Raw genomic sequence first — 24,376 nt, forward strand, 5'->3', positions numbered from 1 at the left:
GCGGGCTTTGCAGCCTACAACATCGCCGGAGACTACTACCACGCCGACCGGAACTACAGCACGATCCGCAAGGCCATCCAGACGTTGAACCCTTCCAAATAAGAGAGCCATGAAACGATCTATCATAACGCTTTTTGTGCTGCTCGGGGCGCTGACGGCCTGCGAGCGGTACGATGCCGACGACCACAAGTTCGACAACGTGGTCTACCTCAATGTCTCGCAGACGAGCCCCGTGCAGCTGGCTACGTTCAGCAACAACCGCGCGACCTACGACTGTACGCTGCAGGCGGCACTGACCTATCCCGCCGACGGCGACGTACAGGTCTCGCTTGAGGTCGACCCGTCGCTTGTGGCGGCGTACAACGCCCGCTACGGCACGCAGTGGCCGATGCTCGACGAGAAATACTACACGCTCTCCGCCGCGGAGACGACAATCGCCGCGGGGCGCACCGTCTCGGATCCTGTGACGCTGCAGCTCCGGGAGCTGATGGGCGAGGGCGAGGAGCAGACGGGTGCCCTGCCGCTTGATGAGACCTATCTGGTGCCAATCCGTATCAGCGGCGCGTCGATTGACGTATTGGGCGGCTCGGACGTGGCCTACTATGTGGTAAAACGCTCCTCGGCCATCACCGTTGCCGCACAACTCAACTCCGGCAACTGGATAAACTTCCCGACGCTGGACAAGTACGGCACGAACAGTCAGGCGTGGAACGGACTTACGGCCATGACCTACGAGGCGCTGATCTATATCGACGAGTTTGCCACGACGGATGCGGAGGACATGCCGGTGAGCATCTCTTCGGTGATGGGTGTCGAGCAGTACCTGCTGCTGCGCATCGGCGACACGAACTTCGAACGTCAGCAGCTGCAATTCGACGGTTCGGGCAACGGCTCACAGTTCGGCAAGTTCCCGGGCAAGGACGCCACGAAGAACCTCGAAGCCGGTCGTTGGTATCATGTAGCCTGCACCTACGACCAGACGACCCGGACCGTGCGCGTCTATGTCGACGGCAAGATCCAGAGCGAGGAGACCGGTGTCGGTATCTCGTCACCGAGCAAGAAGAATCAGATCAATCTGGCAATGCGTGCCTTGTATGACTTGTGGAACTCTGCTTCGGAGACTGAAAAACCGCAATATGAGACTGAAGACACAGGTTATAACAAATTGGGTGACGCCTACCAGTTCTTTATCGGTAAGTCCTACGACGAGAAACGTCCGCTGAACGGCAAGATTGCCGAGGCGCGCGTCTGGTCCGTGGCACGGACGCCCGAGCAGATCTGGGAGAACATGTACAATGTCGAGAACCCGGCCGACGACCCGACACTGCTGGGCTACTGGAAGTTCAACGAGGGGGCAGGCAACACCGTCAAGGACTACTCGATGTATGGCAACGACGGCGTGGCCGAAACTGATATTGTATGGCCTTCGGGCATCGAAATTCCGAAAATCAACGAAACGGAGGAGTAAACCATGAAAACGAATCACAAGCTATTCAGAACGATAGGAGCGATGCTCCTTGCGGTGACCGTTCTTGCAGGCTTTACGGCCTGCGAGACGGACCCCGTAGAGCAAAATGGCGGTAAACTGCCCGATAAGGAGGCCATTGAATCGACTTACGGACAATTGCGAAGCAATGCTACAACCGGCAATACGGTGGAGATGCTTTTGACGGCAGGTACGGGATTTGTAACCCGGGATTTCTATTACCAACAAACAAAACCTGCTGCTGACGGTACGACGTTGACGCTGCGTATTGACGAGTCGCTTGTCGAAGGGTTCAATGCGACAAACGGCGTGGAATGCCAGTTGTTGCCAACATCAAACTATGAATTCCCCGATGGTCAAACGCTGGAGCTCACCGCAGAAGGGCAGCGATCGGCAGCCAAACGTGTTCGTATTTTAGCCGAAGGCCTGACAGCCGGAGAGTATTTACTTCCGGTAACGGTGGCGGCCGAAGGCTCGGCAGACGAGAGTCAGACGCTCTATTATACGCTGACCGTTCGTGACCCTCAGCCGGGAGACTATGAACTACACGATGGTTCGGACCTCTTCTTTGTATTCTACATCAATACTGATCAGTATCAGCCGTTGTTGGTGCAGGATTATCTTTTGGAGAAAAAACAAGTAAGAGGTTCGAATGTCGCATGGTATGGAACAGTCGGGAATATTATCAATCTTCGAACCATAACTGTTAAGTATAATGAATTCTCCGGACGAGCCATGCTGGATTTAGGATCGGATATGACCTATGTCCTTGGTCATGCTTCGAAATATATCTGGCCACTACAGGAACAGGGTCGCACGGTTTGCCTCAGCCTGGAGGGTGGAGGTACGGGACTTGGTTTCTGCAATCTTACGGATGAACAGATTGCCGATTTCGTGGCGCAGGTCAAGGCTGTTGTCGAAACCTATAATCTGGACGGTATCAATCTGTGGGACCGTAATGCCGGGTACGGCAAGGAAGGAATGCCGGAAACGAATACGACCTCCTATCCGAAACTCGTCAAGGCGATGCGCGAAGCCCTTGGCTCGGAGAAACTGCTGACGCTGACCGTCTACGAGGAGCCGACCTCAACCTTCTGGGATACGGAGGCAACAGGAGGAATTGAGGTCGGAAAATATCTCGACTACGCATGGTCAGGTTACAACAAAAATACGGAGGCAGTACAGTTGCTCGATCCATGGCATCCCAATGAATCGTATGTGTCTGCTTATACACAAAAACCGATTGCGGGGTTGGATGCTTCAAAATTCGGATGTGTGAATTTCCCAATCTTCCCCGTTGCAACATCTGAAGCGGAGAGTATGATGCGAGATCCTGTGTTTTTAGTTGATTGGGTTTCAAATGGACAAAAACCTAATAATATTATTGTTTTTGATGATTTGAGAACCAACCTGCAGGATAATTATGAAACGGCATGGGATATAACATTCGCAGGATGTTGTAGATTTATGGATGAAGAAAATCAATATATTTTAGGCTCAAGAAATGGGTACACATATCGTTTCGACAACCATGAGTTGACCTCGTTGCCAACAGGATTAAGCGGATACGGCAAGTGGCAGAAAGATTGGTAATTGAAATTCCGTACAACAGAAATAGTTTTCCCAACTCTCTTACAGTTCCCGAAGTGGTGTAACACAAAATTAACCTAAAAACTTAAGCGTTATGAAAAAGACTTTGAAACTTATGGCAGCTCTGTTTATCGGAGCAATGTTTATGGGTGCTTGCCAGCAGGTAGAGGAACCTGCTATGGAGCCGGGACAGACCGACGCGGTCGCAACCCGTGCCTATGGAGATAAGACTCCCAAGATTGCTATCTATGTGGAGACAAACGACGTGAACCCGCTTAACGCAGGAGACTATGTTCTTCCCAATGGGGAACCCTATGCGGATATTGTCGAACTGTTTGCTGCGAACATTCACAAGCGTACTGTGAATGGCGTGACGGAGCCGGTGCTCTATCTGAACGACAAGATGACCAACCTGATGGAGAACGATGGGTATCTGACTTACATCAAACCGTTGCAGGATAAAGGAATCAAGGTGATTCTGACCATCCTCGGCGACCATCAGGGCATCGGTTTCACCAACCTGAACGACACGCAGGCCACGCAGTTCGCCAAAATTCTGGCCCATGCCGTTGAAAAATACGGGCTGGACGGTATCGGATTCGACGATGAATATTCGAAAGTTACTTCCACGGTCCAGGGTTCTTACGGCAATCTTATCAAGAAATTGCACGCTGAAATGCCGGCGAACAAACTGATTACCGTATTTCAGTTTGGAAATGTGGGGTCGTCGCAGATTGGCGCTGATGCCGGAGCCCTGATCGACTATGTCTATTCGGATTTCGCATATTATAATACATATATTGGAGTATCTGGAGTCGGTAAAGCTCAATTTGCACCGCAATCCTCAAATTTGGGTAATTATTTTTCATCGTCCGATATTATGGATTATGGAAATTATGCCTATAATGTTGCTGAGAATGGCTATGGCGCAATCATGCACTTCAATCTGCGGAGAACTTCCGATAGAAATCAGACTCAGTTGTTCCGCTCGATTGCCGATGGTGCATGGGGTGAACTGTCCGTTTCTGTTGCCAGCACGCCTTCCAATGCCGGTGATCGTCCGCAGGACTGGACGTTCGTAGCGGGTGGACATGACATCACCATGGATGATGTAAATGCCCAGTAACTCCTCGAGGAAATCTGTTTCTGTTGTCCGGAATCGGGAAATCAAGTAATTCGGCGCGGGTATTCTTCCTTGTGGAGAGTACCCGTTTTTGTATCAAAAAGAAAAGTTGCCAGCTTCTGTTGTCCGAAATCGGGAAATTTTATCGGCTAATAAGTTTTGCTGACAACTTTTCTTATGATGAAAGAACGTTGTAAAAATAAAAAATATTTTATCACACCATGGCCTATTCTTATTTAGACCCATATTGTGTTCTAAAATGGCGACACCTTCAAATCATTGCGCAATGTAAGCGTAATTTATTCATTGTTAACTATAACCTGTAGGTGCCGCCAACGACCTGTTGCTGTCAAACAGGTCGTTTTTCTTTGCGCCATTTTTATATAAAAAAGAGGCGCGGTGTCAATCTCCTACCGTAGGCATTGGGATACCCGTAATCAGTCGATTGTCCTGCGCCCTTGTCGTTCTGCCCGCAAAAGCAGGCAGAACATAACAAGGACTGACAACTTCTATACCTGATTACTGTAAAGTTCCCAATTTTACGGTAGGTACAAAGGTTGTTTCCTTTAATATGTTTCAGTTAGTCTGAATCCTATTTTATGTTTATGCAAAGATAACATTTATTTTCATATTCCTATTTTGCAAAGATATAAAATCCTTGGATTTCCCCTTTATAGGGGGAACTAAAAAGATTGAAAAAATTTTTCTTTTCTAAAAAAAGAATAGGATAAAGAGCAAAAATAAGCGAATTTGAGCATTCTCACTGACTGTCAGAGAGTTTGGCTTCGAGTGGCACAGAACGGCATAAGTTCGGGAAAACGGATTTAGGCAGATTGCAGCAGCAGATGCACTTCCAAACCATTACCCGATACCTGATGCCCATTTAACACTAACGGTCTCTATTTCTGCGTTCTGCGTAGGTTTACATTCTGCCTTTACAACTCCCGTAAACTAATTTTGCACCAAACAAAAAAGTAGGATTATGAGGAGCACTTTCAAGACAGTCTTCTATGTAAACGGAAGCAAGGAGAAGAACGGAATTGTCCCCATCATGGGACGGGTTACAATCAACGGAACTATCGCGCAGTTCAGTTGCAAACAAAGCATCTCCAAGGATTTGTGGGATGCCAAAGGCAACAGGGCGAAAGGCAAGAGTCGTGAGGCGGTGGCAGTAAACTACGCCCTTGACAACATCAAGGCGCAGATAACGAAGCACTACCAGCGGCTTTCCGACCGCGAGGCGTTTGTCACGGCAGAAATGGTGCGCAATGCCTACCAAGGTATCGGCACGGAGTATGAGACATTGTTGCGTGCCTTTGACAAGGAGAACGAGGCGTTTGCCAAACGGGTGGGCAAAGACCGCTCCAAGCGCACGTACCAAAAGTACCTGACCGTCCGCAAATACGTGGCAGAGTTCATAACAAGGCACTACAAGCGGACGGACATGGCGATGAACGAACTGACGGAGGATTTCATCCGTGACTACTGCCTGTACCTGCGAAACGAGGTCGGGCTGGCGCAATCATCCGTGTGGATATACTCCATACCGTTGAAACACATCGTCACCACGGCGCACTACAACGGCAAGATATCGAGAAACCCGTTTGCGATGTACCACGTCGACCCCGACCACAAGGAGCGTGGCTTTCTGACTGAGGATGAAATCCAAGCATTGGGCGCAATCAAGCTGGACAATCCCAATTTCGCATTGGCAAGGGATTTGTTCCTGTTCGGGTGTTGGACGGGCATCTCGTTCACGGACATTAGGAACCTGACCACCGACAACATCGTTGAGATGAACGGTACACCGTGGATTGTGTCGAAACGCCAGAAGACGGGCGTACCGTTCCAAATTAAGCTGATGGACATCCCCATGCAGATTATCAAGCGTTACGAGCCGTTCAGGAAAGACAAGCGGCTGTTCAACATCGGCTCGCTTGATACGGTGAACAAGCGCATCAAGGCTGTGGCGAAGAAATGCGGGATAGAAAAGCCGATTTCATTCCACCTGAGCCGCCACTCCTTCGCTGTCTTGGCTCTCAATTACGGTATGCCGATAGAAAGCGTAAGCAAGATTTTGGGGCATACCAATATCACCACAACGCAAATTTACGCGAAGGTGACGAACAAGAAACTTGAAAACGACATATCCGCTTTCGAGAGCAAGGTAAACGGACGTTTCACCATATAAACGCACAGAGTATGAAACGGACAACAATCACGATGGACGGGTACGGCAGGGTTGCCGTACCGTCCGATACCGCCAATGTTTGGATGAGTGAAATGGAGTTGGTAAAGCTATTCTATGTAATCGCCCCGACACTCCGTGCCGCCATCCGAGCCGTGTACAAGAGCGGAGTGTTGAATCCTTGTGAGGTTGAAAGGCGCATCAAGCTGCCCAACGGCTACTTTACGGACGTGTACGCCTTGCCAATGGTCGTGGCACTCGCTTTCCGTATCAATACTTCAAATGCGATAATGGTGCGTAATGCTTTATTGGAAAGGCTGTGCTTGCGAAAAGAAAGGCAAGTCCTATGGGTTGCATTGAGTAGCGGTCAAAGGTGTGGGTGTTAGGGTGATAATCGCCAATCTTACCGTCATATTTTGTTGAATTGTTGAATGTAGTAAACAATATGTTGATATATAATAAGATACACTTTCAACAAACACTCAATAGAAAGAAACGGCTATTGAAAAGAAAAGGCAAACTGCACACCGCAACGCCTTTCCTTTTTCTTTTCGCCTCCAAATGTTTTGTGAACGGGTCTGTTAAGCGGTTGTTGAGGGTATATGTTGCAGGACATCAATGTGTTATTTCCGCTCCTCAACAATTCAACACTATCGGACTTGCCTGCAAGTCTGCCGGATACGACACGATAATTGTATGAGAAGAATTTGTTATTTTGATGAATTGATGAAAGTGTATATAAACATAAAGAATTACAGTGACTTACATCCTCATCAAACCCTCAACAAAAGGATTGAGCTGATGAAAAGAGAATGGAAACACAATGCCATTCATCACTTTTCTTTTGGCGAGCGGTTTGATGAAAAGATGTTGAAAGTATATTTCTTTGGTTGTCAGTAAGCTATGTCGTCCATTCATCATTTCATCAGATTTTCGCCCCTCAACAAGTCCGCTGTGGGAACGGCAGCACAATCCATGCTCACGTGCGGACACGCAATCGTGTTGGTACAACAGCATGGAATGTCCTATAAGACTGGCGAAAAGAAAAAGGCATCCGACAGCCCCCGATACCGCCGCAGGCTTTTGGGAAACAAAAAGCCATAGCTCATTAGGGCGTTTTCTTCACGCACCGCTTCGCTCATGCTAAAAACACCCTAATGAGCCAACGGAGTTACACCCCTCTGGACACCCCATTTGATTCAGCCAGAAGCGGCAAGCTATCCTTGAACTTATCCAAAAGCTGGTAAGTTACTCAAAAGTCAGAACTCTGTTTTTCAATGGTAGCAAGTTTGTGTTTTGGGCAGACCAAAACCGCTTGCTGTCCTCCCGTTGGTCGCAATGTCAAGGACGGTCATTCCTATTTTTGGTCAGTTCTATGGCTTCCTTGCCTGTAATATGCTCAATTGCAATTTTCACTATTAACAAATGATTGAACCCTTTGGCTATTTCAGCCTCCATGCCAGCTTCGCCATACGAATACTTGTCTGCCAATAAACCCAAAGCAACACGTTTTTCGAGTTCATCCGTCAATATGTGGGCTTTGCCAAAGACTATCACACTTCGAAAGTAAGTGGTAAACTCAGACGGTCTGATGTCATCCTGTTCTACCACGCAGAATGATACCTTGTCATTCTGCAAAATGGCATCCACTTTATGACCTTTCATGGCACTATGGAAATATATTTTGCCATCAGCATATACATAACTGATGGGAACGGCATACGGGTAACCATCGTCCCCATGAAGAGCCAATGTTCCGTTCGTCATCCTTTCAAGGATGGCAACGCTTTCTTCTGTTGGCAATAATTGCCGCTTACGTCGCATTTCTCTAAACATATCAATCTGTTATTAAATCATTTTCAAACCAACAATAGACGCTATCAGTGTCACCATAAAGAAGATGCGGGCAAAAGAAGCCCGTTCATGGAAGCATGCAATGCCAAGCAATACCGTCCCGACCGCTCCGATGCCCGTCCATACCGGATAGGCTGTACCAATGGGCAAAGTCTGTACAGCGACAGCAAGCAACCACATGCTGGCAATGAGGCATCCGATAAAGCCCATAGCCCATAGGCGGTATTCTTCGCCCCGCTTTCCTTTCATCTTGCCAAGACAGAAAGCAAAAGCCGTCTCAAACAATCCGGCAACAATCAAAATCATCCAATCCATACCGGCAAGGTTTTAATGTGATACCATTTTCAAACCAATAATAGACGCTATCAGTGTGGTGATGAAGAACAAGCGGAGAAACGATGCTGGCTCATGGAAAAATAAAATACCAAGCAGCACTGTTCCCACTGCACCGATGCCTGTCCACACAGGGTAGGCTGTGCCAATGGGCAGAGTTTGCACAGCCTTGGCGAGTAGCGTCATGCTCAGTACAAGGCTGACAAGAAACCCAGTACCCCAAAGATACCATTCGGTGCCTGACACTTCTTTCATCTTCCCCAAACAAAAAGCAAAGCCGGATTCAAAGAATCCGGCAACAATCAGAATAATCCAGTTCATACGGCTTTCTTATTTCTTTGATAATATGTAAAATTTGTATGCAAAGATAAGGCTTTTCCAGCATATTCCATTTTACATTTGATAAAAAAGCCACATTTCTCTTCATTTATCAGATTTTTTGTACCTTTGTACCAAACAAGAGTTGTTTGACAGAAATATACCGCATATCACAGAATTAGCAACTGTTTCCAAGTCATTACCTCACTCTTTGAGAAAAGTTCATAAGTTGTTTATTTTTAATATATTCCTATTTACATATCGGATTTTCAAAGAAAAGAGTTGGATATAGCGCCTCTGACAGCTCCCAAATCGAGAGCAAACGGGCATCTCCCATTTTGGGGAGACAAGGATCGGAAGTACCGAAGTCTACCTCCGTTTCTTTCGGACTCGCTGCCCGATGACTGGGGAAACCAGTTGTTTGAGAGATGGCGCATAGAACAAAAACTTTCCAATGCGGAGATCACGCCACTTGAAAAATTGTCGTTTATCGGGAAGCGCGGAATGGGCGCTCTGGAATTTGCCCCTTGTGTCCCACTTGCTTCTGACCAAGAGAGGATAGACATCCAGTCATTGATTGATTTGGCAGGTCGTATTTTCAGAGAACGGGAACATGTGCAGATCTTACCCGAAGAGTCCTTGACCGAACAGGCGCTCATCGTGGTCGGCACCTCGGCTGGCGGTCGTCAGCCCAAAGCGGTGCTGGCCATCAACCGAAAGAACGGGGAGATCCGTTCTGGCCAAATAGCAGGATTAACGGATTATGATTACTGTATCCTGAAATTCGGGGATCCGTCCCGCTCTTCGGCCGAGCTTGAAATGGTATATTATGCCATGTGCCGGATGGCCGGTATTCAGATGATGGAATCCCGATTGTTTAAGGTAGAGGGACATCAGCATTTTCTCACCAAACGGTTCGATCGCCGAGATGACGAAAAACTGCATACGCAGACGCTGGCGGCACTGTGTCCCGGTATTGAAAGCTACGAAGGCCTTTTGGAGGTTTGTCGCAAGCTGCGTTTGCCCGAAGGTGCGAGTGAAGAGATTTTCCGCCGAATGGTTTTCAATGTCCTGGCAAATAATACGGACGACCACGACCGAAACTTTTCATTTCTGATGGACAAAACTGGTTGCTGGCAACTGGCTCCGGCCTATGACATGACCTTCATTTTTAATCAAGGCGGTTTCCAGCCTCAAGAGGAGCGGTGCCTTATGGTGCGGGGAAAACGCATGGAAATATCCAAAGAGGACATCCTGTCTTTTGCCCGAGACAACGGGATCCGTCGGGCTGAAGTCATTATCAATCAAGTGGCCGAAGCATTATTGTCGTTCCGGGAACTGGCTATGCAATATGGGGTGAAGGAAGAATGGGCTAACCGTGTGGGAGGGTTCCTCTCTGCACAACTGACGGCGTGGGGATACATCGGGACAGACGCAAGTGGTTCGTCGGAATCGAATCCCGACCTGACGGAACTTGCAGGTCATGCTGTTTCCCATGCGAGACTCGAACAAGCCTATCGTGGCAATTATCATCTTCTGGCGACCATCGACGGCAAAGCGCACAAATACGTTTTTCGGATGGGCTCGCCGGAATATGAATCAATCGCTCGAAAAGGTGGTGTCAACATCTCGAACGAGAAACTGCGTGAGTTGGTCACAAGTTTTCTGATTCCTAAAATAGACCGATCTTGAAAGTGCTTTGAAAAGCCGAGTAATGTAAAAGATGTTTCAGATATTCACCTGAAACATCTTTTTTTACCGGCCATCCGCGGCCTCGGGAGGTCCGTGGGGACAGCCTGCCTCGTTCCTCCGTTATTTTGTCGCCCTTAAACCGACAAGTATGCAGCAGGAGGATGATTTGCGGGCATTGGAAAAGATCGTCCAGTTTGCCCGGGCCCTGGGAATCGTGTTTCTGGGGCTGAACAGTTACTGGTTCTGTTACGACTGGTTCGCGAACCACGCGCTGACCACTCCCGTCGTGGACCAAATCTTCTGGAACCTTCAACAGTCGACCGGGCTCTTCACCTGGTCATCCATCACGAAACTCTGCGCCCTCTTCTTTCTGGTGTTGGGATGCTACGGCACACGCAGCGTGCGGGACGGGAAACCTTCGAAGCGGCAAATCCTCCTCCTGGCGCTGGCCGGTTTCTTCCTGCTCTTCGGCAACGACACGCTGCGGAGCCTTCCCGCGGGGCTGGAGTTTCGTTTCTGGAGCTATGTGCTGACCCTGCTGGGCGGCTACCTTGCGCTGCTGACCGCCGGGGTGTGGGTCCGCCGCCTGCTGCATACGACCCTTGCCCGCGACCCCTTCAACGACGACAACGAGAGTTTCGAACAGGAGGCGCGTCTGCTCGAAAACGAATACTCGGTCAACCTTCCGACCCGCTACTACTACCGGGGTGAGTGGCGGCCGGGGATGATTAACGTCATCAACCCCTTCCGGGCGACAATGGTGCTGGGGACCCCCGGCTCGGGCAAGTCCTACGCCGTGGTGAACAGCTACATCCGCCAGCAGATTGAGAAGGGCTTTGCCATGTATATCTACGACTTCAAGTTCGACGACCTGTCGCTGTTGGCCTACAACCACCTGCTGCGCCATCTGGATGCCTACCCGACGCGGCCGCGCTTCTGCGTCATCAACTTCGACGACCCCCGCCGCTCGAATCGCTGTAATCCTATCGCCCCGGAGTTTATGACCGACATTTCGGATGCCTACGAGTCGGCCTATACCATTATGCTGAACCTGAACAAGACGTGGATCCAGAAGCAGGGCGACTTCTTCGTCGATTCGCCAATCATCCTGCTGGCGGCAATCATCTGGTACCTGAAAATCTACGGCGGAGGCCGCTGCTGCACCTTCCCGCACGCCGTGGAGTTTCTGAACCAACCCTACGAGAAGATCTTCCCGGTGCTGACCTCCTATCCCGAACTCGAAAACTACCTCTCGCCCTTCATGGATGCCTGGCGGGGCAATGCGCAGGACCAGCTGCAGGGGCAGATCGCCTCGGCAAAGATTCCCCTCTCGCGGATGATCTCGCCGCAGCTCTACTGGGTGATGACGGGCAACGACTTCTCGTTGGACATCAACAATCCGGCCTCGCCCAAGATTCTCTGCGTGGGGAACAACCCCGATCGGCAGAATATCTATTCGGCCGCCCTGGGGCTCTACAATTCGCGCATCGTGCGGTTAATCAACAAGAAGGGTCGGCTGAAATCCTCAATCATCATCGACGAGCTCCCGACGATCTACTTCCGGGGGCTGGACAACCTCATCGCCACGGCCCGTTCGAATCGTGTGGCCGTCTGCCTGGGCTTTCAGGACTTCTCGCAGCTGGAGCGCGACTACGGCGACAAGGAGGCGAAGGTGATTTTCAACACCGTGGGCAACATCTTCTCGGGGCAGGTGGTGGGCGATACGGCCCGCACGCTCTCCGACCGTTTCGGCAAGATCGTTCAGCTGCGTGAGTCGCAGTCCGTCTCGAACGAGAACATCACCCATTCGACCAACACGCAGCTCGACGCACTGATCCCGCCGTCGAAGATTTCGAACCTCACGCAGGGAATGTTCGTCGGTTCGGTGGCCGACAACGTGGACCAGCCCCTGCCGCAGAAGATTTTCCATGCCCGCATCGAGCTGGACAGCGCGGCAATCCAGGCCGAGGAGCGGTGCTTCGTTCCCATCCCGCAAATTTCTTCGTTTCTCGACGAGGAGGGCACGGACCGCATGGAGGAGATCATCTGCGAGAACTACTACCGCATCAAGGAGGAGGTGGTCCAGATCGTCGAGCGGGAGATCCGCCGCATCGAAAATGACCCCGACCTTGCGGGGCTCCTGCCGAAGAAAAAATAGGAATCCGCCGTGCGGAAAACCCACGGCTGACGGCCATGCGCGGCCTGCGCAGGACGATTGGAAGCGACGGACATTCAGCTCTTTATATTCGCGGCATCAACCTTTTGTTTCACTTAAAACAGTTGCATTATGCCCGAAGAGAATCTGAATCAACCGATCAACCAGGCCCCGGAGCAGGCCGATCCTACCTACAAGGAGACGCTGCTGCTCTACAACGAACAGAACGGCGCCGTGGAGGCCGTCTCGGAGCTCAAGCAGGAGGGCCGCCAGTACAAGGCCATCACCACCTCGCCACTGACGGCCAACAAGCCGGCCTTCTTCGACCTGCGGAACAGCTCGGCCGTGGGCGCCTTCATCAAGGGGTTCCTCTCGCAGGAGAATGCCAAGCCGTTCCATTTCCTGAAAGTCGCGGCTGACAAGGCCAGCGAGGTAGCACAGTCGCTGCTGCGGTTGGCCGACAACCCGAAGGACCCGGAGGGATTGAAGGCCTTGAACGACCACCGCGTCACCTCGTACCAGCTCGAACGGGTCAAGTTCGACACGCAGGATCTGCACCTGCAGGAGCTGAAGGAGATGGGCGTCGTCGTTACGCCGAAGGAGCTGGAGGCGATGAAGCTGGGCCTTCCCACGACGGAGCTCCACAACATCAGTCTGAAGGTCGGCGACTTGTCCGTTGCCGGAGAGTTTGCCTTGCGTCCCTTCCGCGACCAGAACGGTGACGTGCAGGTCGGGCTCGAAAGCGCCCTGGCCCGCCCGGAGTTTGAACGCGAGGAGTTCCGGATGATGTTCACGGCCAGCGACAAGGAGCAGATGCTGTCGGGGAAGACTCCGGACCGCCTCTACGAGATGCCCAACCCGCATACGGGCGAAAAGGAGTGGTGCTACGTGACGCTGAACCCGGCGACCAACCGCTTCGTGACGGTTCCCCGGCGCGAAGTCCCCGAATTGCGCTTCTTCAACGGAGTGAGGCTGACCGATGCCCAGCAGGAGAACCTCGCCTCGGGAAGCCGTGTGCAGGTCGAGGGGTGCACGATGCGCAACGGCGACATCACCTATTCGGGGAAGGTCGGCTTCGATGCCCTGACGCGCGAATACCGGATGACGGACTACCGTTACAGCAAACCCTACATTCCCGAATCGCTTTCAAAGCAGCTTGACGAGCGACAGCTCGCCGCCGTGAAGAGTCCCGAAGGTCTCGACTGCTCGAAGGAGAAGGCCCGCCCGATTCTCGGGCGCAACGGCAAGCCGCTCTCATGTATTATCCGACTCAATCCCCGGACCAACGGTGTGGACTACGACTTCACGAACCTGCGCCGCCAGGAGCAGCAGGCCTCCCAGTCAAAACAGCAGGGACAGGAACAAAAGCAACCCCAAAAACAGGAACCGACGCCCGAAGCGCCGAGCCGGGGCCGGAAACGCTAATGTCGCACGACGATGGAACGACCCGATCAGAGGTGGTTCAGCGAGCGCCTCCGGCAGTTTCTCGAGGAGCGGCACCCTTCGCAGCCCCGTTACCGACGGATGATCGAGCGGCGCAGCCGATTGGCATTCGAGGGTTACAGCCAAAGCCTCGAAGCCGGTGTTCCGGTCGACCAGGCGATCCGTGTTGCCGACCGGATCCTGTTCCGCGGGCTGCTCTTCTCGCCCTACGACACGGTCCATCTGATCCTCGAAACCGACTACCCGGCCATTCCCCAAAGCCAGCGTCAGACGGTGGCGCTGAAACTGACCCGGATCTGTTCACCGATCTTCGAGCGTACCCCATTGGGCGACGACTTTGTCCAGCGCCCCGAGTTCCGGCTGCTCAAGGAGCGGCTTCGACGGGCCATCCGCCGGTGGATCGACGAAAACGGAGTGCCGGGCTACCAGAGTCCCGAACGCCCGGCTCCTCTCTCGAAACGCTTCAAATAACCAATTTTTCAATCACCTTTTCAAATCTTACAACCATGAAAAACCGAATTTTTGCGATAGCGGCTCTTGCCGCTGCGCTGTTTGCTTCGTGCAACAAGGAAACCGAGATGATTAACCCCGCTCCGGAGGCACGACCCGATGGTGCTTCGGTAACAATCACCCTCTCTTCGGGGGATGATGCGCAGACCCGTGCCTTCTTCGATGCCACGGCTACGGCCGAGGCGTGGGAGAAGACTCTCTCGTCGCTCTCGGTTTTCACGTTCAACACCTCGGGCGATCTGATTCTGCGACGCGATTTCACCGCATCGGAACTCGCCTCGAAATCGGCGACCTTCTCGCTTCCGAAGTCGGCTGCCGGAACCGAATGCTCGTTCTATGCCGTTGCGAACTACGACGCCTCGTCGGCCAAGACCCGGTCGGCACTCACGGCCTTCGTGGAGCAGTCGGCCGGAGCGTATAACGGCACCTTCGCGGATGTCTCGACCAAGGCGCTGCGCTCGGGCGGCTTCGTGATGTCGGGCTCGACGACCAAGACCGTCGGTGCGGTGAATACCTCGACGCAGGTAGGTATCTCGCTCAAACGCACGGTGGCGAAGGTTGCCCTGCAGACCTCGATTGCCCCGGAGTTCTCGGAGAAGTATCCCGGCTCGATCACGATCAACTCGGTGAAGCTCTCGCGCGCCGCTTCGCAGTCGCTCGTTGTGGCCGGCGAGCCCTCGACGGGAGCCATGACCTACACCCATACGCAGACCCCGGGGACGGCCTCGTCGAAGTACAACAGCCTCTTCTACCTCTATGAAACGGGAACGCTCGATGCCGGAAGCCGCGTGCTGCTGGAGATCAACGCGACCTACGATGGCGACGGCAGCAGCTCGACGAGCGACGACCGTTCGGAGGTGACCTATTCGGTCGAACTGACGGGCAAGGCCGCGGGTCAGATCCTCCGCAACGGCTACTACCGGGTCGCTGCCAATATCACGGGCCTTGTGGGTCAGGATTGCCAGGTGTCGGTAACGGTTGCCGACTGGGAGACTCCCGTCACGCAGTCGGTTGACCTGGGCGCCTAATCCCTGTGTTGCGGGTCCCGCCTTGCCCCGAGGGGTCGGACGGGACCCTTTTTTCTCACCTTCCAAACACGAACAGTTATGAAACGAATCCAGCAATTGGTGCTCCTGCTGTCGGTCCTCCTTGTGACGTTGACCGGATGCCGGGAGAGCCTGACCGAGGAGGACGTGATGCCTCGCGGTGTGGCGGTCGAGATCGCTGTCCGTCCCGACGGGATGCAGGAGCAGACCCGCTCGACGGACGAGGAGGCGATCGACGATTTGAACTTCTACCTTTACGACAGCCGGGGCGAACTGCTCCTGCATCGCTACCAGCAGGCGACGATCCTTCGCTTCGAGGTCGTGCCCGGACATTATCGGATGCGCTTCGCCGCCAATCTCGGCCGCGACCTTGGGGCGGATCCCTCGGAGGAGGAGCTGCGAATCTCGAACGCCGAAAGTTACGAACGCCTTCCGATGGCCGCCGAGGAGGAGTTTGACGTTACGAGCGCCGGGGCAAACTGCTCGACCGTCGAGGTTCGGCGGTGCGTGGCCAAGGTCTCCTATGAGATCGACGTCAAGGATCCCAATATCGAGCTTCGCTCCGTGCAGCTGATCTCACTTCCGCGCACGGCGGCGCTCTTTGATCCGGAGGCAGCCCCGTCGTCCGATCCGGCCGACTATACGGACGGCCCCGAGACGACGCTCACGGGAACGACGGCCTCGGGTGCCTGCTACCTGTTTCCGAATCTGCAGGGCACCGTTCCGTCGATCACGGACCAGCGGCAGAAGAGCCCCGAGCATGCTCCGGAGCACGCCTCGTACCTGCTGATCCGCGCCGCGAACGGCAGCCGGAACCTCCTCTATACGGTCTATTTGGGCGGCAACAACACCTCTGACTTCAACGTCCGGGCCAATGTCCACTATACCTTCCGCATCTCGATCCTGGGCGACGACGAGATCGACACGCGCGTCTATTCCTACTCGATTCAGGTGTGGGACGACTTCGATGACTACCGCTTTGGCGACTATTGCATCTACGAGGGGACGACGCTGCTGCATATCGACGTGGAGAACAACGATGAGGAGCTGCCGCTGACCGGGACGTTTGCCGTCATCTCGGGCGAGAGCTCGAAGGTATTTTTTGACGACTTTCACGGCGAATCGGGCCCGGATTTCAAGGTATATAATCCGAACAGCACCAATCTTCTCGGCGTGCAGTACAGCCCGACGGTTTACACCTCGGCAAACTCCCGCTTTGCTTACCGCATTACGCTGCGAGATCCCTACGGGGTCTGCGGAACCTACGACTTCGAACATCAGATGGCCAACGTTGTCTATGCCAAACCTTCGACCGGCGGTACGATCTCGGTTTCAGGTGCTTTGTGGAGCGGTGAGACCGGCTCGGGAAGCAGCCTTCGGAGCGTAGCGCTGTGCTACGAGCAGGGCTGCAGCCTGACGGCACGCGCCGGTGCGGGGTATCTGTTCGAGGGTTGGTACTCGGACAGCGGTTATACGCAACGCCTCTCCACCTCGGCGACCTATGCGTTCCGTCCGCAGCAGACCCGCACGGAACTCTATGCACGGTTCAAATCGACGGCCACGCCGCTGGATGGCAACGGCACGGCCAACTGCTATATCGCCCCGAAGCTGCGCACGTTCTACTCGTTCAATGCCACGGTGCAGGGCAACGGCCGCTCGACCCAGAACGTAACACCCAAAAAACTCTCGGGTGTCGAAGCTCGGATTCTCTGGGAAACCGGTTCCGTTCGCAACGCCGTCATCCGATCGGCCGAATATGCCGATGGCAGAATCTGCTTCGAGACCGGCACGGCACACGGCAATGCCGTCATCGGGCTCTTCGACGCTGCTGGGACCTGCATCTGGTCGTGGCATATCTGGGCCGTGGACTACGATCCGCTCTCCACGGCGAAGACCTACTCGACGGGTGCCGTCTTCATGGATCGCAACCTCGGTGCAGAGACCACCTCGCTGACGGATGTACGATCCAAGGGGATGTACTACCAGTGGGGGCGCAAGGATCCCTTCATCTATCCCTCGACGAATGCACCGACGACCTATTACACTCCGGCGGCCGTAACCAGCCTCGAAGGGTATGAATTCAAGTCCTATGGCCGCAATACAAGCCCGTCGCTTCCGACGAGCGACTATACGGTACAGTGGGCCATCGAGCATCCGACGACGGTGATGGCCGGCAATCCCTACTCGGGGAGCTGGCACAACCCGCTGAATCCGAATCTCTGGGGCAACTATACGAACGGGACGACCGCCTCGACCGTCAACCGCAAGACGATCTACGATCCCTGTCCGCCGGGCTGGCGGGTACCGCATACCGAGGCGTGGGACAAGAACTACTTCAAGAAGGCAACCTACGTGAACGACGGCGGCTGGTACATGTATTACTCCTCGGGTTCGTCGACGACGCTCTATCCCTTCTCGGGCTATCTGGATGGCAGTTCGGGAAAGTTGCAGTATTACTGGCCGGCCTACCAGGTGCGGGTCTGGACCAATACTCCGAACCTCGGCTCGTCGAAAGATTACGGACAGTACCTCTACATCCTGGACGAGAGCGGCATTGTTGCCATTACGAACTCGGCCCGGCTGGACGAAGGGCTGGTCGTGCGCTGTATCCGGGAATAAAACGCGAAGACGATGAAACGACGACACATCATACCGATTCTGATAGTGCTGCTTATGGCCTTGTGGGGTTCGCCCCACAAGGCTGCGGCACAGATCTTCGCCGTGCGTGCCAATGCGCTGGCAGCCTGTACGGCGACGCTGAACCTCGGCGTCGAGGTGGCCCTGACGGACCGCTGGTCGCTGGAGGGAGCGCTGTTCTGGAACCCCCTGCGCACGGAGGATCTTGCCACCTCGTTTCGTGCGGCGCAGCTCGGCGCCCGCTACTGGTTCTACGAAACGCAGGTCGGCCCCTTTGTGGGTGCGCAGCTCTCGCATGTCAATTACCTAGTCGGCCGCCGCACACGGCGCTATGACGGACGTGCATGGGGTGCGGGCCTCTCCTGCGGCTATTCGTGGATGCTCTCCAAACGGTGGAGCGTGGCCGTAGAAGGTGGCCTCGGACTCTTCCATACGAAGGACACCCGGCGAGACCCCTCGGTCTCGGACTGGGACGATGAATATATCTATCACTCGCGACGCTGGACCTTGGCCCCTTCCCGCCTGGAGCTATCGTTCGCCTATCTGTTTTAGCCATGAGAAAGCAACGAATGATTCTGGGCGGCATGCTTGCTGCCGCGATGTGTGCCGCGACGGGCTGTTCGGTGGCTACACGCCTGGAGCGTCAGCGTGCCGTGGCGCACCTCTCGCAACTTACGCGCGCGGAGCGTCAGGCCCAGCAGCAGGACTACCGGCCGCAGGTCGTGCGGCTCCAGCGCGACAGCAACACCTTCTTCCTGGCTCCGGTCGATACGCTGCCCGACGGCGAGCGGGTCATGTCGCTGCAGATCGAGCAGGTGACGGTCGTGGCGAAGGTCCGCTCGGTTCCGGAACGCAACGGGCGGGTGCACCTCGACTTTGTGGTTACGCTTCCGAAGCAGCTGCTGGGCAGCAGCCGCAGCGTGGTCATCACGCCTCTGCTGCACAAGCCCGACGGGACCGTTCCGTTGGAGGATCTCGTGATCCGCGGGGGACGCTTCTCGCTGTTGCAGGAGCGCGACTACTGGCAGTATGAGACCTATGTGCGGCGCTTCCGGCCCGATACGCTGGGGCGGGAGGCGGCCTTCCAGCACTTCGTGAAGTTTCCCTACCCGGAGGATGCTCGGCTCGATTCGCTGGTCGAGAGCCGCAGCACGATCACTTACTACTACTCGCAGGAGGTTCTGACGGACGAGACCTCGAAGAAGATGCTCATCACGCTCACGGGGGAGGTGCAGGCCGTGGACGACAGCGCCTACCGGCTGCCGCCCTCGGACACGCTGGCTTACCTCGTCTCGTCGATGCTCTCCTTTGTCGATACGCTGCCGCGCTACCGCATCCGTGTGATCGACAAGTATGTTACGGTGGAGGATCGCAACTACATCCGCTTCTTTGTGGGTGATACCCGGGTGGTGGATACGCTGGGCGACAACGGCCGCGAGCTGGAGAAGATCTCCGGCCTGATGCGCCGGATCATCGAGCAGGAGGAGTTCTACGTCGATACGATCACCCTTACGGCCTCCTCCTCGCCGGAGGGGCGCTACGCCTTCAACGAGCGCCTTTCGCGGGGGCGTGCCGAGGCGCTGAAACGCTACCTGGTGCGGCACTACGGCCGGGGCATCGACACGCTGCTGACCGTGCGGTGGGTTGCCGAGGCGTGGCCCGAGCTGATGAACCGCATCCGCACGGATCCAGCGCTGACGAACCGCGAGGCGATGCTGGAGCTCCTCTCCGCGGAGCGGAATCCGGACCGAAGAGAGCGGCTGTTGCGCGAACGCTTTCCCCGGGAGTACGCCTACCTGAAGGAGGTGATCTACCCGCAGCTCCGCACCGTGGACTTCCGCTACAACCTCCGCCGCAAGGGGATGGTCAAGGATACGATCCACACCACGGAGCTTGACACGACCTATGCCCGCGGTGTAGAGTTGCTGCAAAGGCGTCAGTATGCCCGGGCGCTCTATATTCTCAACGACTATAACGACCGCAATACGGTGGTGGCGCACCTCTCGATGGACCACAACGAGCGGGCGCTGGAGCTCCTCTCGGCGATGCCGACGGATGCCGTGACGGAGTACCTGCGGGCTATAGCCTGCTCGCGGCTGGGACGTAAGGACGAAGGGCGCGAACACTTCCTCGAAGCCTGCCGCCGGGATGAACGCATGGAGTATCGGGGGAATCTGGACCCCGAAATTTCGGAACTGTTAAAGGACTAAACACATGAAACGCAAACGCATAATAACGATTCTGACCTACGTTCTTCTGGCCGTCGCCTGGGGCGCGATCTTCGTCTCGCTTTTCACGGCCTGCAACGTCTATGAGGATACGACGGTCGAGATCATCCGATGTCCCGAAATCCGGGACACGATTCAACTCCCGGAGTGGGAACCTATGGAATAAACAAAGGCTGCGATTGAGTTCGCAGCCTTTGTTTTTAATTGTTCTTGGGTACGAGAGGTCGGCAAAATTCCTTGTTGACCACCCGGTCGCGCATGGTCTGCATGGAATTGAAATTGCGTGAGATGTTCTGTATTATCTCAATGTAGTTGTCCTGCCATTCTCTTCGTTCATCCTGCCACTGATAGTAAAACGGCTTGATGGAAACACATTTCGGATGCTCGAACAACGTGTTCAACAAGGTGCGGTCCGAATTGCCGCAGGAGTGTCCCATGATGTAAATCTGATAGTAATCCGAATTGATGAATCGGAGCAGTTGGCGATATTTGTCAGTCTCGAGATAGCGTATGGATTTGATGTTCGTCAGATAATCGTTGTCGTTCAGCTTTGAGATTGTCTTGTAGTCATCGTCCATCTCATCCCCATAACCGAAAATAATATGGTTCAGATCGTCTCCCAGTGTCCCATGGATGTGATTTACCTCGAAGCCCGAATTCTTGTAAAGATACATATCTGCTGTTGTTGTATAGTTGAAATTCAGCAGCAGAATCTGGTCCGGAAGCAGGAAATAATCCGGTATACCATCTGCTCCGGCAAGGACATCATTAATATGGTCTAATGGAAATTTTTTAATCTCCATCTCTATGTCGGAGCGATAATCTAGAGGCTCCTTATTGTATTTCCGTAATAGGGAATTACCGTTGTCTATATTGTTTCGAACACTTTCAAATCGCTGAATGATGAACTCTCTGAAAGCCTCAATGCTCTCTACAGACATGTCTCGAGCCGCAAAAGGTTCGTAGATGGCCTTGTCGATACACCCTTTAACCAATTCAGGTTTTATTTGTTCGTTTTGAATTTTTTGTAGATATACAACCAAATATATTTTTATCAACTCTAACTCATCGTTGAGCTTTTTGGGAGCAGTATATCCACAATCAGTTTCTCTAAAAACCCGTTTCAGCCAAGAATAATATTCACTCTCTATATCTACCCAATTTTGAAGTTTGACAGCTTTGTTGATAGATGCGAAAAGAGGACTGTCATATTGAATTGGCAGACTTTCAAAGAAATCATTATATTCTTTGATGTGCAGACTTTGTTCCCATCCCTTTTGAAATCGGAAAGATAGGTTATTTAGAACAAAGCGGAATTGTTCTAATTTTTTTAAATTATCAGAACCGTCTATTTTAATAGAGCACAAACCATCTGCTAGATCTGTTTCTCCTTCCAATAAACTTGTTTGTAGTATCATTTGATATGCGCGCATAAAGTCCTTGTAACTCGTAGGAAGATTATGCGCCAAATCAAATCCGTTCCCAATCAATATGATTCTGTTCATACCTGTTCGCTCATTGCTGATATCTACAAATATACGAAATATTTTCCTCGGATAAACCTCGTCATCGCCGCCCGTCCCAGCAAGATAGCCACCCTGTGCAAAGATGCCAAGAGAACTGCTCTTGTCCTCATTTGCGCAGGGTGGCTTTGTCTCTTTTGCTGTCCGGGCGTTCCGGGCAGTTTCTAAAATCTTACCATTATGAAACTGTTGACCGAGGAGATCATCTCCCAATTCGAGGCCCATCCCATCGGGTCCCAGGACGGAAAAGGGCTTAATGCCGAAGTTCTTGTCAAATACTTCAACCCCTGCGGCAGCGGGACGTGGCTCATCACCGAGGCCGAACGCGAGGGCGACGACTGGCGCCTCTACGGTTATTGCCACATTTTCGAGTGGGAGTGGGGCTATCTGCTCCTCTCGGCGTTGGAGTCGTTGCGGCTGCCCTTCGGATTAAGTGTCGAACGAGACCTTTATACCGGCGGGAAATACCTCCGCGATTTTCTCTCCGAAGAGGGGATCCGACAGTTGGAGGCGTTGGGCTGAAAAAACAGGAGCAACGGGCCGCCCGTTGCTCCTTGTCTTATCGCTGAATTGGTTTGACGAGATTCTTTTCGAGAATCTTCGCAATCTCGGACATCGGGTAGAGAAACTTCCCGCCGAGGATCGTGTAGGGGATAATCCGCTCGTCGCGGTAGGTCTGCAGCGACCGTTGGCTCAACCCAAAGAGGTTCCGTACCTCCTCGCTGGTGAGGTAGCTCTCTGCATTAAGATGTCCGGGTAGGGTTTCGATCATCGCCTCGATCCGGTCGAGCGCCGCCAGCGCCTTCTCCTGAAGCTCCCTGTACTCCGGAGATTTCCGCGTAATCCACTCTTCCATTATGCCCGGGATTTGACCAGGTTGGCATCGAGGATGCGCTGGATGTCCTTTTCGCGGAAATAGACCTTGTTGCCGATCATCGAGTAGGGGATCTTCCGCTGCCGCCGGTAGTATTGCAGCACCCGTTTCGAGACGCGCAACATGCCGCATACCTCCTCCTGGGTCAGCCACCCTCCGGGTTTGCGGGGCATGGTCTTCGTGGCCAGGTGGGTTGTCCGGATCTGAATCCGGTTGACGATCGCCTTCAGCTCCTCGAAGGCGGCCGCCTCAATCAGTTTGCATTCCATGGTACACCTTTTTTAGTTTGCAGGGGCCCCGATTCCCGGAACCCGCCCGCAAAATAGGGCGGAATTCCGGAAAAGGTGCCGGGTGTCCTTTGCAGACCTCGCATGTCCGACATCGGGCTACAAGGCCATGTTTTCGGCGACGACCTCCATGTCGCGCATGATCGACGAGTCGAGAACCTTCGCATAGCGGCGCGTCATGTTGACGTTGGCATGGCCGAGCATCTTGGCGACGTTGTCGATCGTCGCGCCGCTGGCCAGCGTTAGGGTTGCGAACGTATGGCGCGCGCAATGAGTCGAAAGATTCTTGCGGATGCCGCAGATGTCGGCCAGCTCCTTCAAGTAGGAGTTCATCTTCTGGTTGCTGCATACGGGAAGCAACACGCCGTGCGTCTGGCAGTAGGGGTGTTCCTTGTAGCGGTCGATAATCTTTTGCGCCTCATCAAGCAGCGGGATGTTGCACATGTTCTTGGTCTTCTGACGTGCCTTGCGAATCCAGATCTTGCCGTGGATGTCCGCCACCAGATGCTCGGGTTTGAGCTGTTGCACATCCATAAAGGCCAAGCCCGTCAGACAGCAGAAACAGAAGATGTCGCGAACCTGTGCCAGTCGCGTGATGGTGATCTCCTTGTTGAGCAGCACCTTCAGCTCCTGTTTTTCGAGAAACTCGCGTTCGACCGGCTCGAAATGGAAGTGAACCTGGGCGAAGGGGTCCTTCTTCATCCAACCTTTGGCCAGCGCAATGCGGATAATCTTCTTGAAGTTCAGCAGATACTTGGTGGTCGTGTTGTGGCAGCACCGCCGAACCGTTCGGAGGTAGAAATCATAGTCCTCGACGAACTGGTGCGTAATCTCATCCAGATAGCAGTCCTCCTTTTTGTAGGTCGTGCGCAGGAACGCCTCGGTCAGCCGCAGCGAGGTTTCGTAGCGGATCACTGTTCCTGGGGCGAGGCTGATTCCCGACAGTGCCCTGCACTTTTCGTTGTGGGCGCGGAAGACCTCCATCAGCGTGTGACGGTCCGACTGCTCCTTGCCCAGATAGCGGTTCAGAATGATTTGGGCGGAGACCTCTTTCTTGTCGAGTTCGAGGTCCCTTTGAATCCGCAGAAT

At 53.7% G+C, this 24,376-nt stretch carries 22 protein-coding genes; 15 read left to right on the top strand and 7 right to left on the bottom strand.

The genetic code is table 11. The features are described 5' to 3' along the window. Positions 1-109 precede the first annotated feature (109 nt). The 5 genes from B5G09_RS13415 to B5G09_RS13435 all read left to right on the top strand — a co-directional run bounded on the left by B5G09_RS13415 (position 110) and on the right by B5G09_RS13435 (position 6,773). The gene (locus B5G09_RS13415; RefSeq protein ID WP_087405578.1) at positions 110-1,468 is read left to right on the top strand and encodes a DUF1735 and LamG domain-containing protein; all 1,359 of its coding nucleotides are present in this window, start codon (positions 110-112) and stop codon (positions 1,466-1,468) included. A 3-nt stretch (positions 1,469-1,471) separates the two neighbouring features. After that, positions 1,472-3,079: a DUF1735 domain-containing protein gene (locus B5G09_RS13420; protein WP_087405579.1), complete on the top strand. Its 1,608-nt coding sequence runs from the start codon at positions 1,472-1,474 to the stop codon at positions 3,077-3,079. A gap of 91 nt (positions 3,080-3,170) precedes the next feature. Then, complete coding sequence (locus B5G09_RS13425; RefSeq protein WP_164496862.1) at positions 3,171-4,202, top strand: glycosyl hydrolase family 18 protein; 1,032 nt, start codon at positions 3,171-3,173, stop codon at positions 4,200-4,202. Positions 4,203-5,178: 976 nt separating this feature from the next. Then, positions 5,179-6,390, top strand: a complete 1,212-nt coding sequence (locus B5G09_RS13430; RefSeq protein WP_065739606.1) for a site-specific integrase — start codon at positions 5,179-5,181, stop codon at positions 6,388-6,390. 11 nt (positions 6,391-6,401) lie between these two features. Further along, positions 6,402-6,773, top strand: a complete 372-nt coding sequence (locus B5G09_RS13435) for a hypothetical protein (RefSeq protein ID WP_087337315.1) — start codon at positions 6,402-6,404, stop codon at positions 6,771-6,773. Positions 6,774-7,728: 955 nt separating this feature from the next. Here B5G09_RS13435 and B5G09_RS13445 read toward each other — a convergent pair. From B5G09_RS13445 to B5G09_RS13455, 3 genes are read right to left on the bottom strand one after another with little or no spacing between them, the layout of a single operon-like run. Next, entirely contained in the window at positions 7,729-8,223 is a 495-nt protein-coding gene (locus tag B5G09_RS13445; RefSeq protein ID WP_063854490.1) for a 5-nitroimidazole reductase NimB, read from the bottom strand. Positions 8,224-8,235: 12 nt separating this feature from the next. Continuing rightward, entirely contained in the window at positions 8,236-8,556 is a 321-nt protein-coding gene (locus B5G09_RS13450; protein WP_087337312.1) for a multidrug efflux SMR transporter, read from the bottom strand. A 12-nt stretch (positions 8,557-8,568) separates the two neighbouring features. Continuing rightward, positions 8,569-8,895, bottom strand: a complete 327-nt coding sequence (locus B5G09_RS13455) for a multidrug efflux SMR transporter (RefSeq protein ID WP_087337309.1) — start codon at positions 8,893-8,895, stop codon at positions 8,569-8,571. 279 nt (positions 8,896-9,174) lie between these two features. Here B5G09_RS13455 and B5G09_RS13460 point away from each other — a divergent pair, with 279 nt between their 5' ends. The 9 genes from B5G09_RS13460 (at position 9,175) to B5G09_RS13500 (ending at position 20,769) form a co-directional block, all read left to right on the top strand. Then, positions 9,175-10,584 carry a type II toxin-antitoxin system HipA family toxin gene (locus tag B5G09_RS13460; RefSeq protein WP_087405580.1) on the top strand — a complete coding sequence of 470 codons (1,410 nt, stop codon included), beginning with the start codon at positions 9,175-9,177 and terminating at the stop codon, positions 10,582-10,584. Positions 10,585-10,732: 148 nt separating this feature from the next. Further along, on the top strand, positions 10,733-12,742 hold the full coding sequence (gene mobC / locus B5G09_RS13465) for a conjugal transfer protein MobC (RefSeq protein WP_087405581.1): 2,010 nt from the start codon (positions 10,733-10,735) through the stop codon (positions 12,740-12,742). A gap of 129 nt (positions 12,743-12,871) precedes the next feature. Next, a complete protein-coding gene (locus tag B5G09_RS13470; protein ID WP_087309062.1) occupies positions 12,872-14,164 on the top strand; it encodes a DUF3945 domain-containing protein in 1,293 nt (430 codons plus the stop codon). A gap of 12 nt (positions 14,165-14,176) precedes the next feature. After that, complete coding sequence (locus B5G09_RS13475; RefSeq protein ID WP_087405582.1) at positions 14,177-14,653, top strand: DUF1896 family protein; 477 nt, start codon at positions 14,177-14,179, stop codon at positions 14,651-14,653. Positions 14,654-14,688: 35 nt separating this feature from the next. Beyond that, the gene (locus B5G09_RS13480) at positions 14,689-15,720 is read left to right on the top strand and encodes a fimbrial protein (RefSeq protein WP_087405583.1); all 1,032 of its coding nucleotides are present in this window, start codon (positions 14,689-14,691) and stop codon (positions 15,718-15,720) included. A gap of 78 nt (positions 15,721-15,798) precedes the next feature. Beyond that, a complete protein-coding gene (locus B5G09_RS13485; protein ID WP_087405584.1) occupies positions 15,799-18,357 on the top strand; it encodes a DUF4906 domain-containing protein in 2,559 nt (852 codons plus the stop codon). A gap of 12 nt (positions 18,358-18,369) precedes the next feature. Continuing rightward, on the top strand, positions 18,370-18,927 hold the full coding sequence (locus B5G09_RS13490; protein ID WP_087405585.1) for a DUF3575 domain-containing protein: 558 nt from the start codon (positions 18,370-18,372) through the stop codon (positions 18,925-18,927). Between the two features lie 2 nt (positions 18,928-18,929). After that, entirely contained in the window at positions 18,930-20,585 is a 1,656-nt protein-coding gene (locus B5G09_RS13495; RefSeq protein ID WP_087405586.1) for a hypothetical protein, read from the top strand. A gap of 4 nt (positions 20,586-20,589) precedes the next feature. Then, a complete protein-coding gene (locus tag B5G09_RS13500) occupies positions 20,590-20,769 on the top strand; it encodes a hypothetical protein (protein WP_087405587.1) in 180 nt (59 codons plus the stop codon). Positions 20,770-20,803: 34 nt separating this feature from the next. On the opposite strand, the gene B5G09_RS13505 is transcribed toward B5G09_RS13500, so the two are convergent. Then, positions 20,804-22,339: an AbiH family protein gene (locus B5G09_RS13505; RefSeq protein ID WP_206384457.1), complete on the bottom strand. Its 1,536-nt coding sequence runs from the start codon at positions 22,337-22,339 to the stop codon at positions 20,804-20,806. On the opposite strand from B5G09_RS13505, the gene B5G09_RS13510 reads away from it, so the two are divergent. After that, positions 22,307-22,648 (top strand): DUF2958 domain-containing protein, encoded by a 342-nt coding sequence (locus B5G09_RS13510; RefSeq protein ID WP_087405589.1) that lies wholly within the window; start codon positions 22,307-22,309, stop codon positions 22,646-22,648. The two genes, B5G09_RS13505 and B5G09_RS13510, sit on opposite strands and share 33 nt — an antisense overlap. 37 nt (positions 22,649-22,685) lie before the next feature. Here B5G09_RS13510 and B5G09_RS13515 read toward each other — a convergent pair whose 3' ends face one another. The 3 genes from B5G09_RS13515 to B5G09_RS13525 form a co-directional block, all read right to left on the bottom strand. Further along, the gene (locus B5G09_RS13515; RefSeq protein ID WP_087405590.1) at positions 22,686-22,982 is read right to left on the bottom strand and encodes a helix-turn-helix domain-containing protein; all 297 of its coding nucleotides are present in this window, start codon (positions 22,980-22,982) and stop codon (positions 22,686-22,688) included. Beyond that, a complete protein-coding gene (locus B5G09_RS13520) occupies positions 22,982-23,269 on the bottom strand; it encodes a helix-turn-helix domain-containing protein (protein WP_087405591.1) in 288 nt (95 codons plus the stop codon). The genes B5G09_RS13515 and B5G09_RS13520 overlap by 1 nt, the downstream gene beginning before the upstream one ends. A gap of 117 nt (positions 23,270-23,386) precedes the next feature. Continuing rightward, on the bottom strand, positions 23,387-24,376 hold a 990-nt coding region (locus tag B5G09_RS13525; RefSeq protein ID WP_087405592.1), incomplete at its 5' end, for a site-specific integrase.

Origin of the sequence: Alistipes sp. An54 (assembly GCF_002159375.1) — a bacterium.
In the GTDB taxonomy this organism is placed as follows: domain Bacteria; phylum Bacteroidota; class Bacteroidia; order Bacteroidales; family Rikenellaceae; genus Alistipes; species Alistipes megaguti.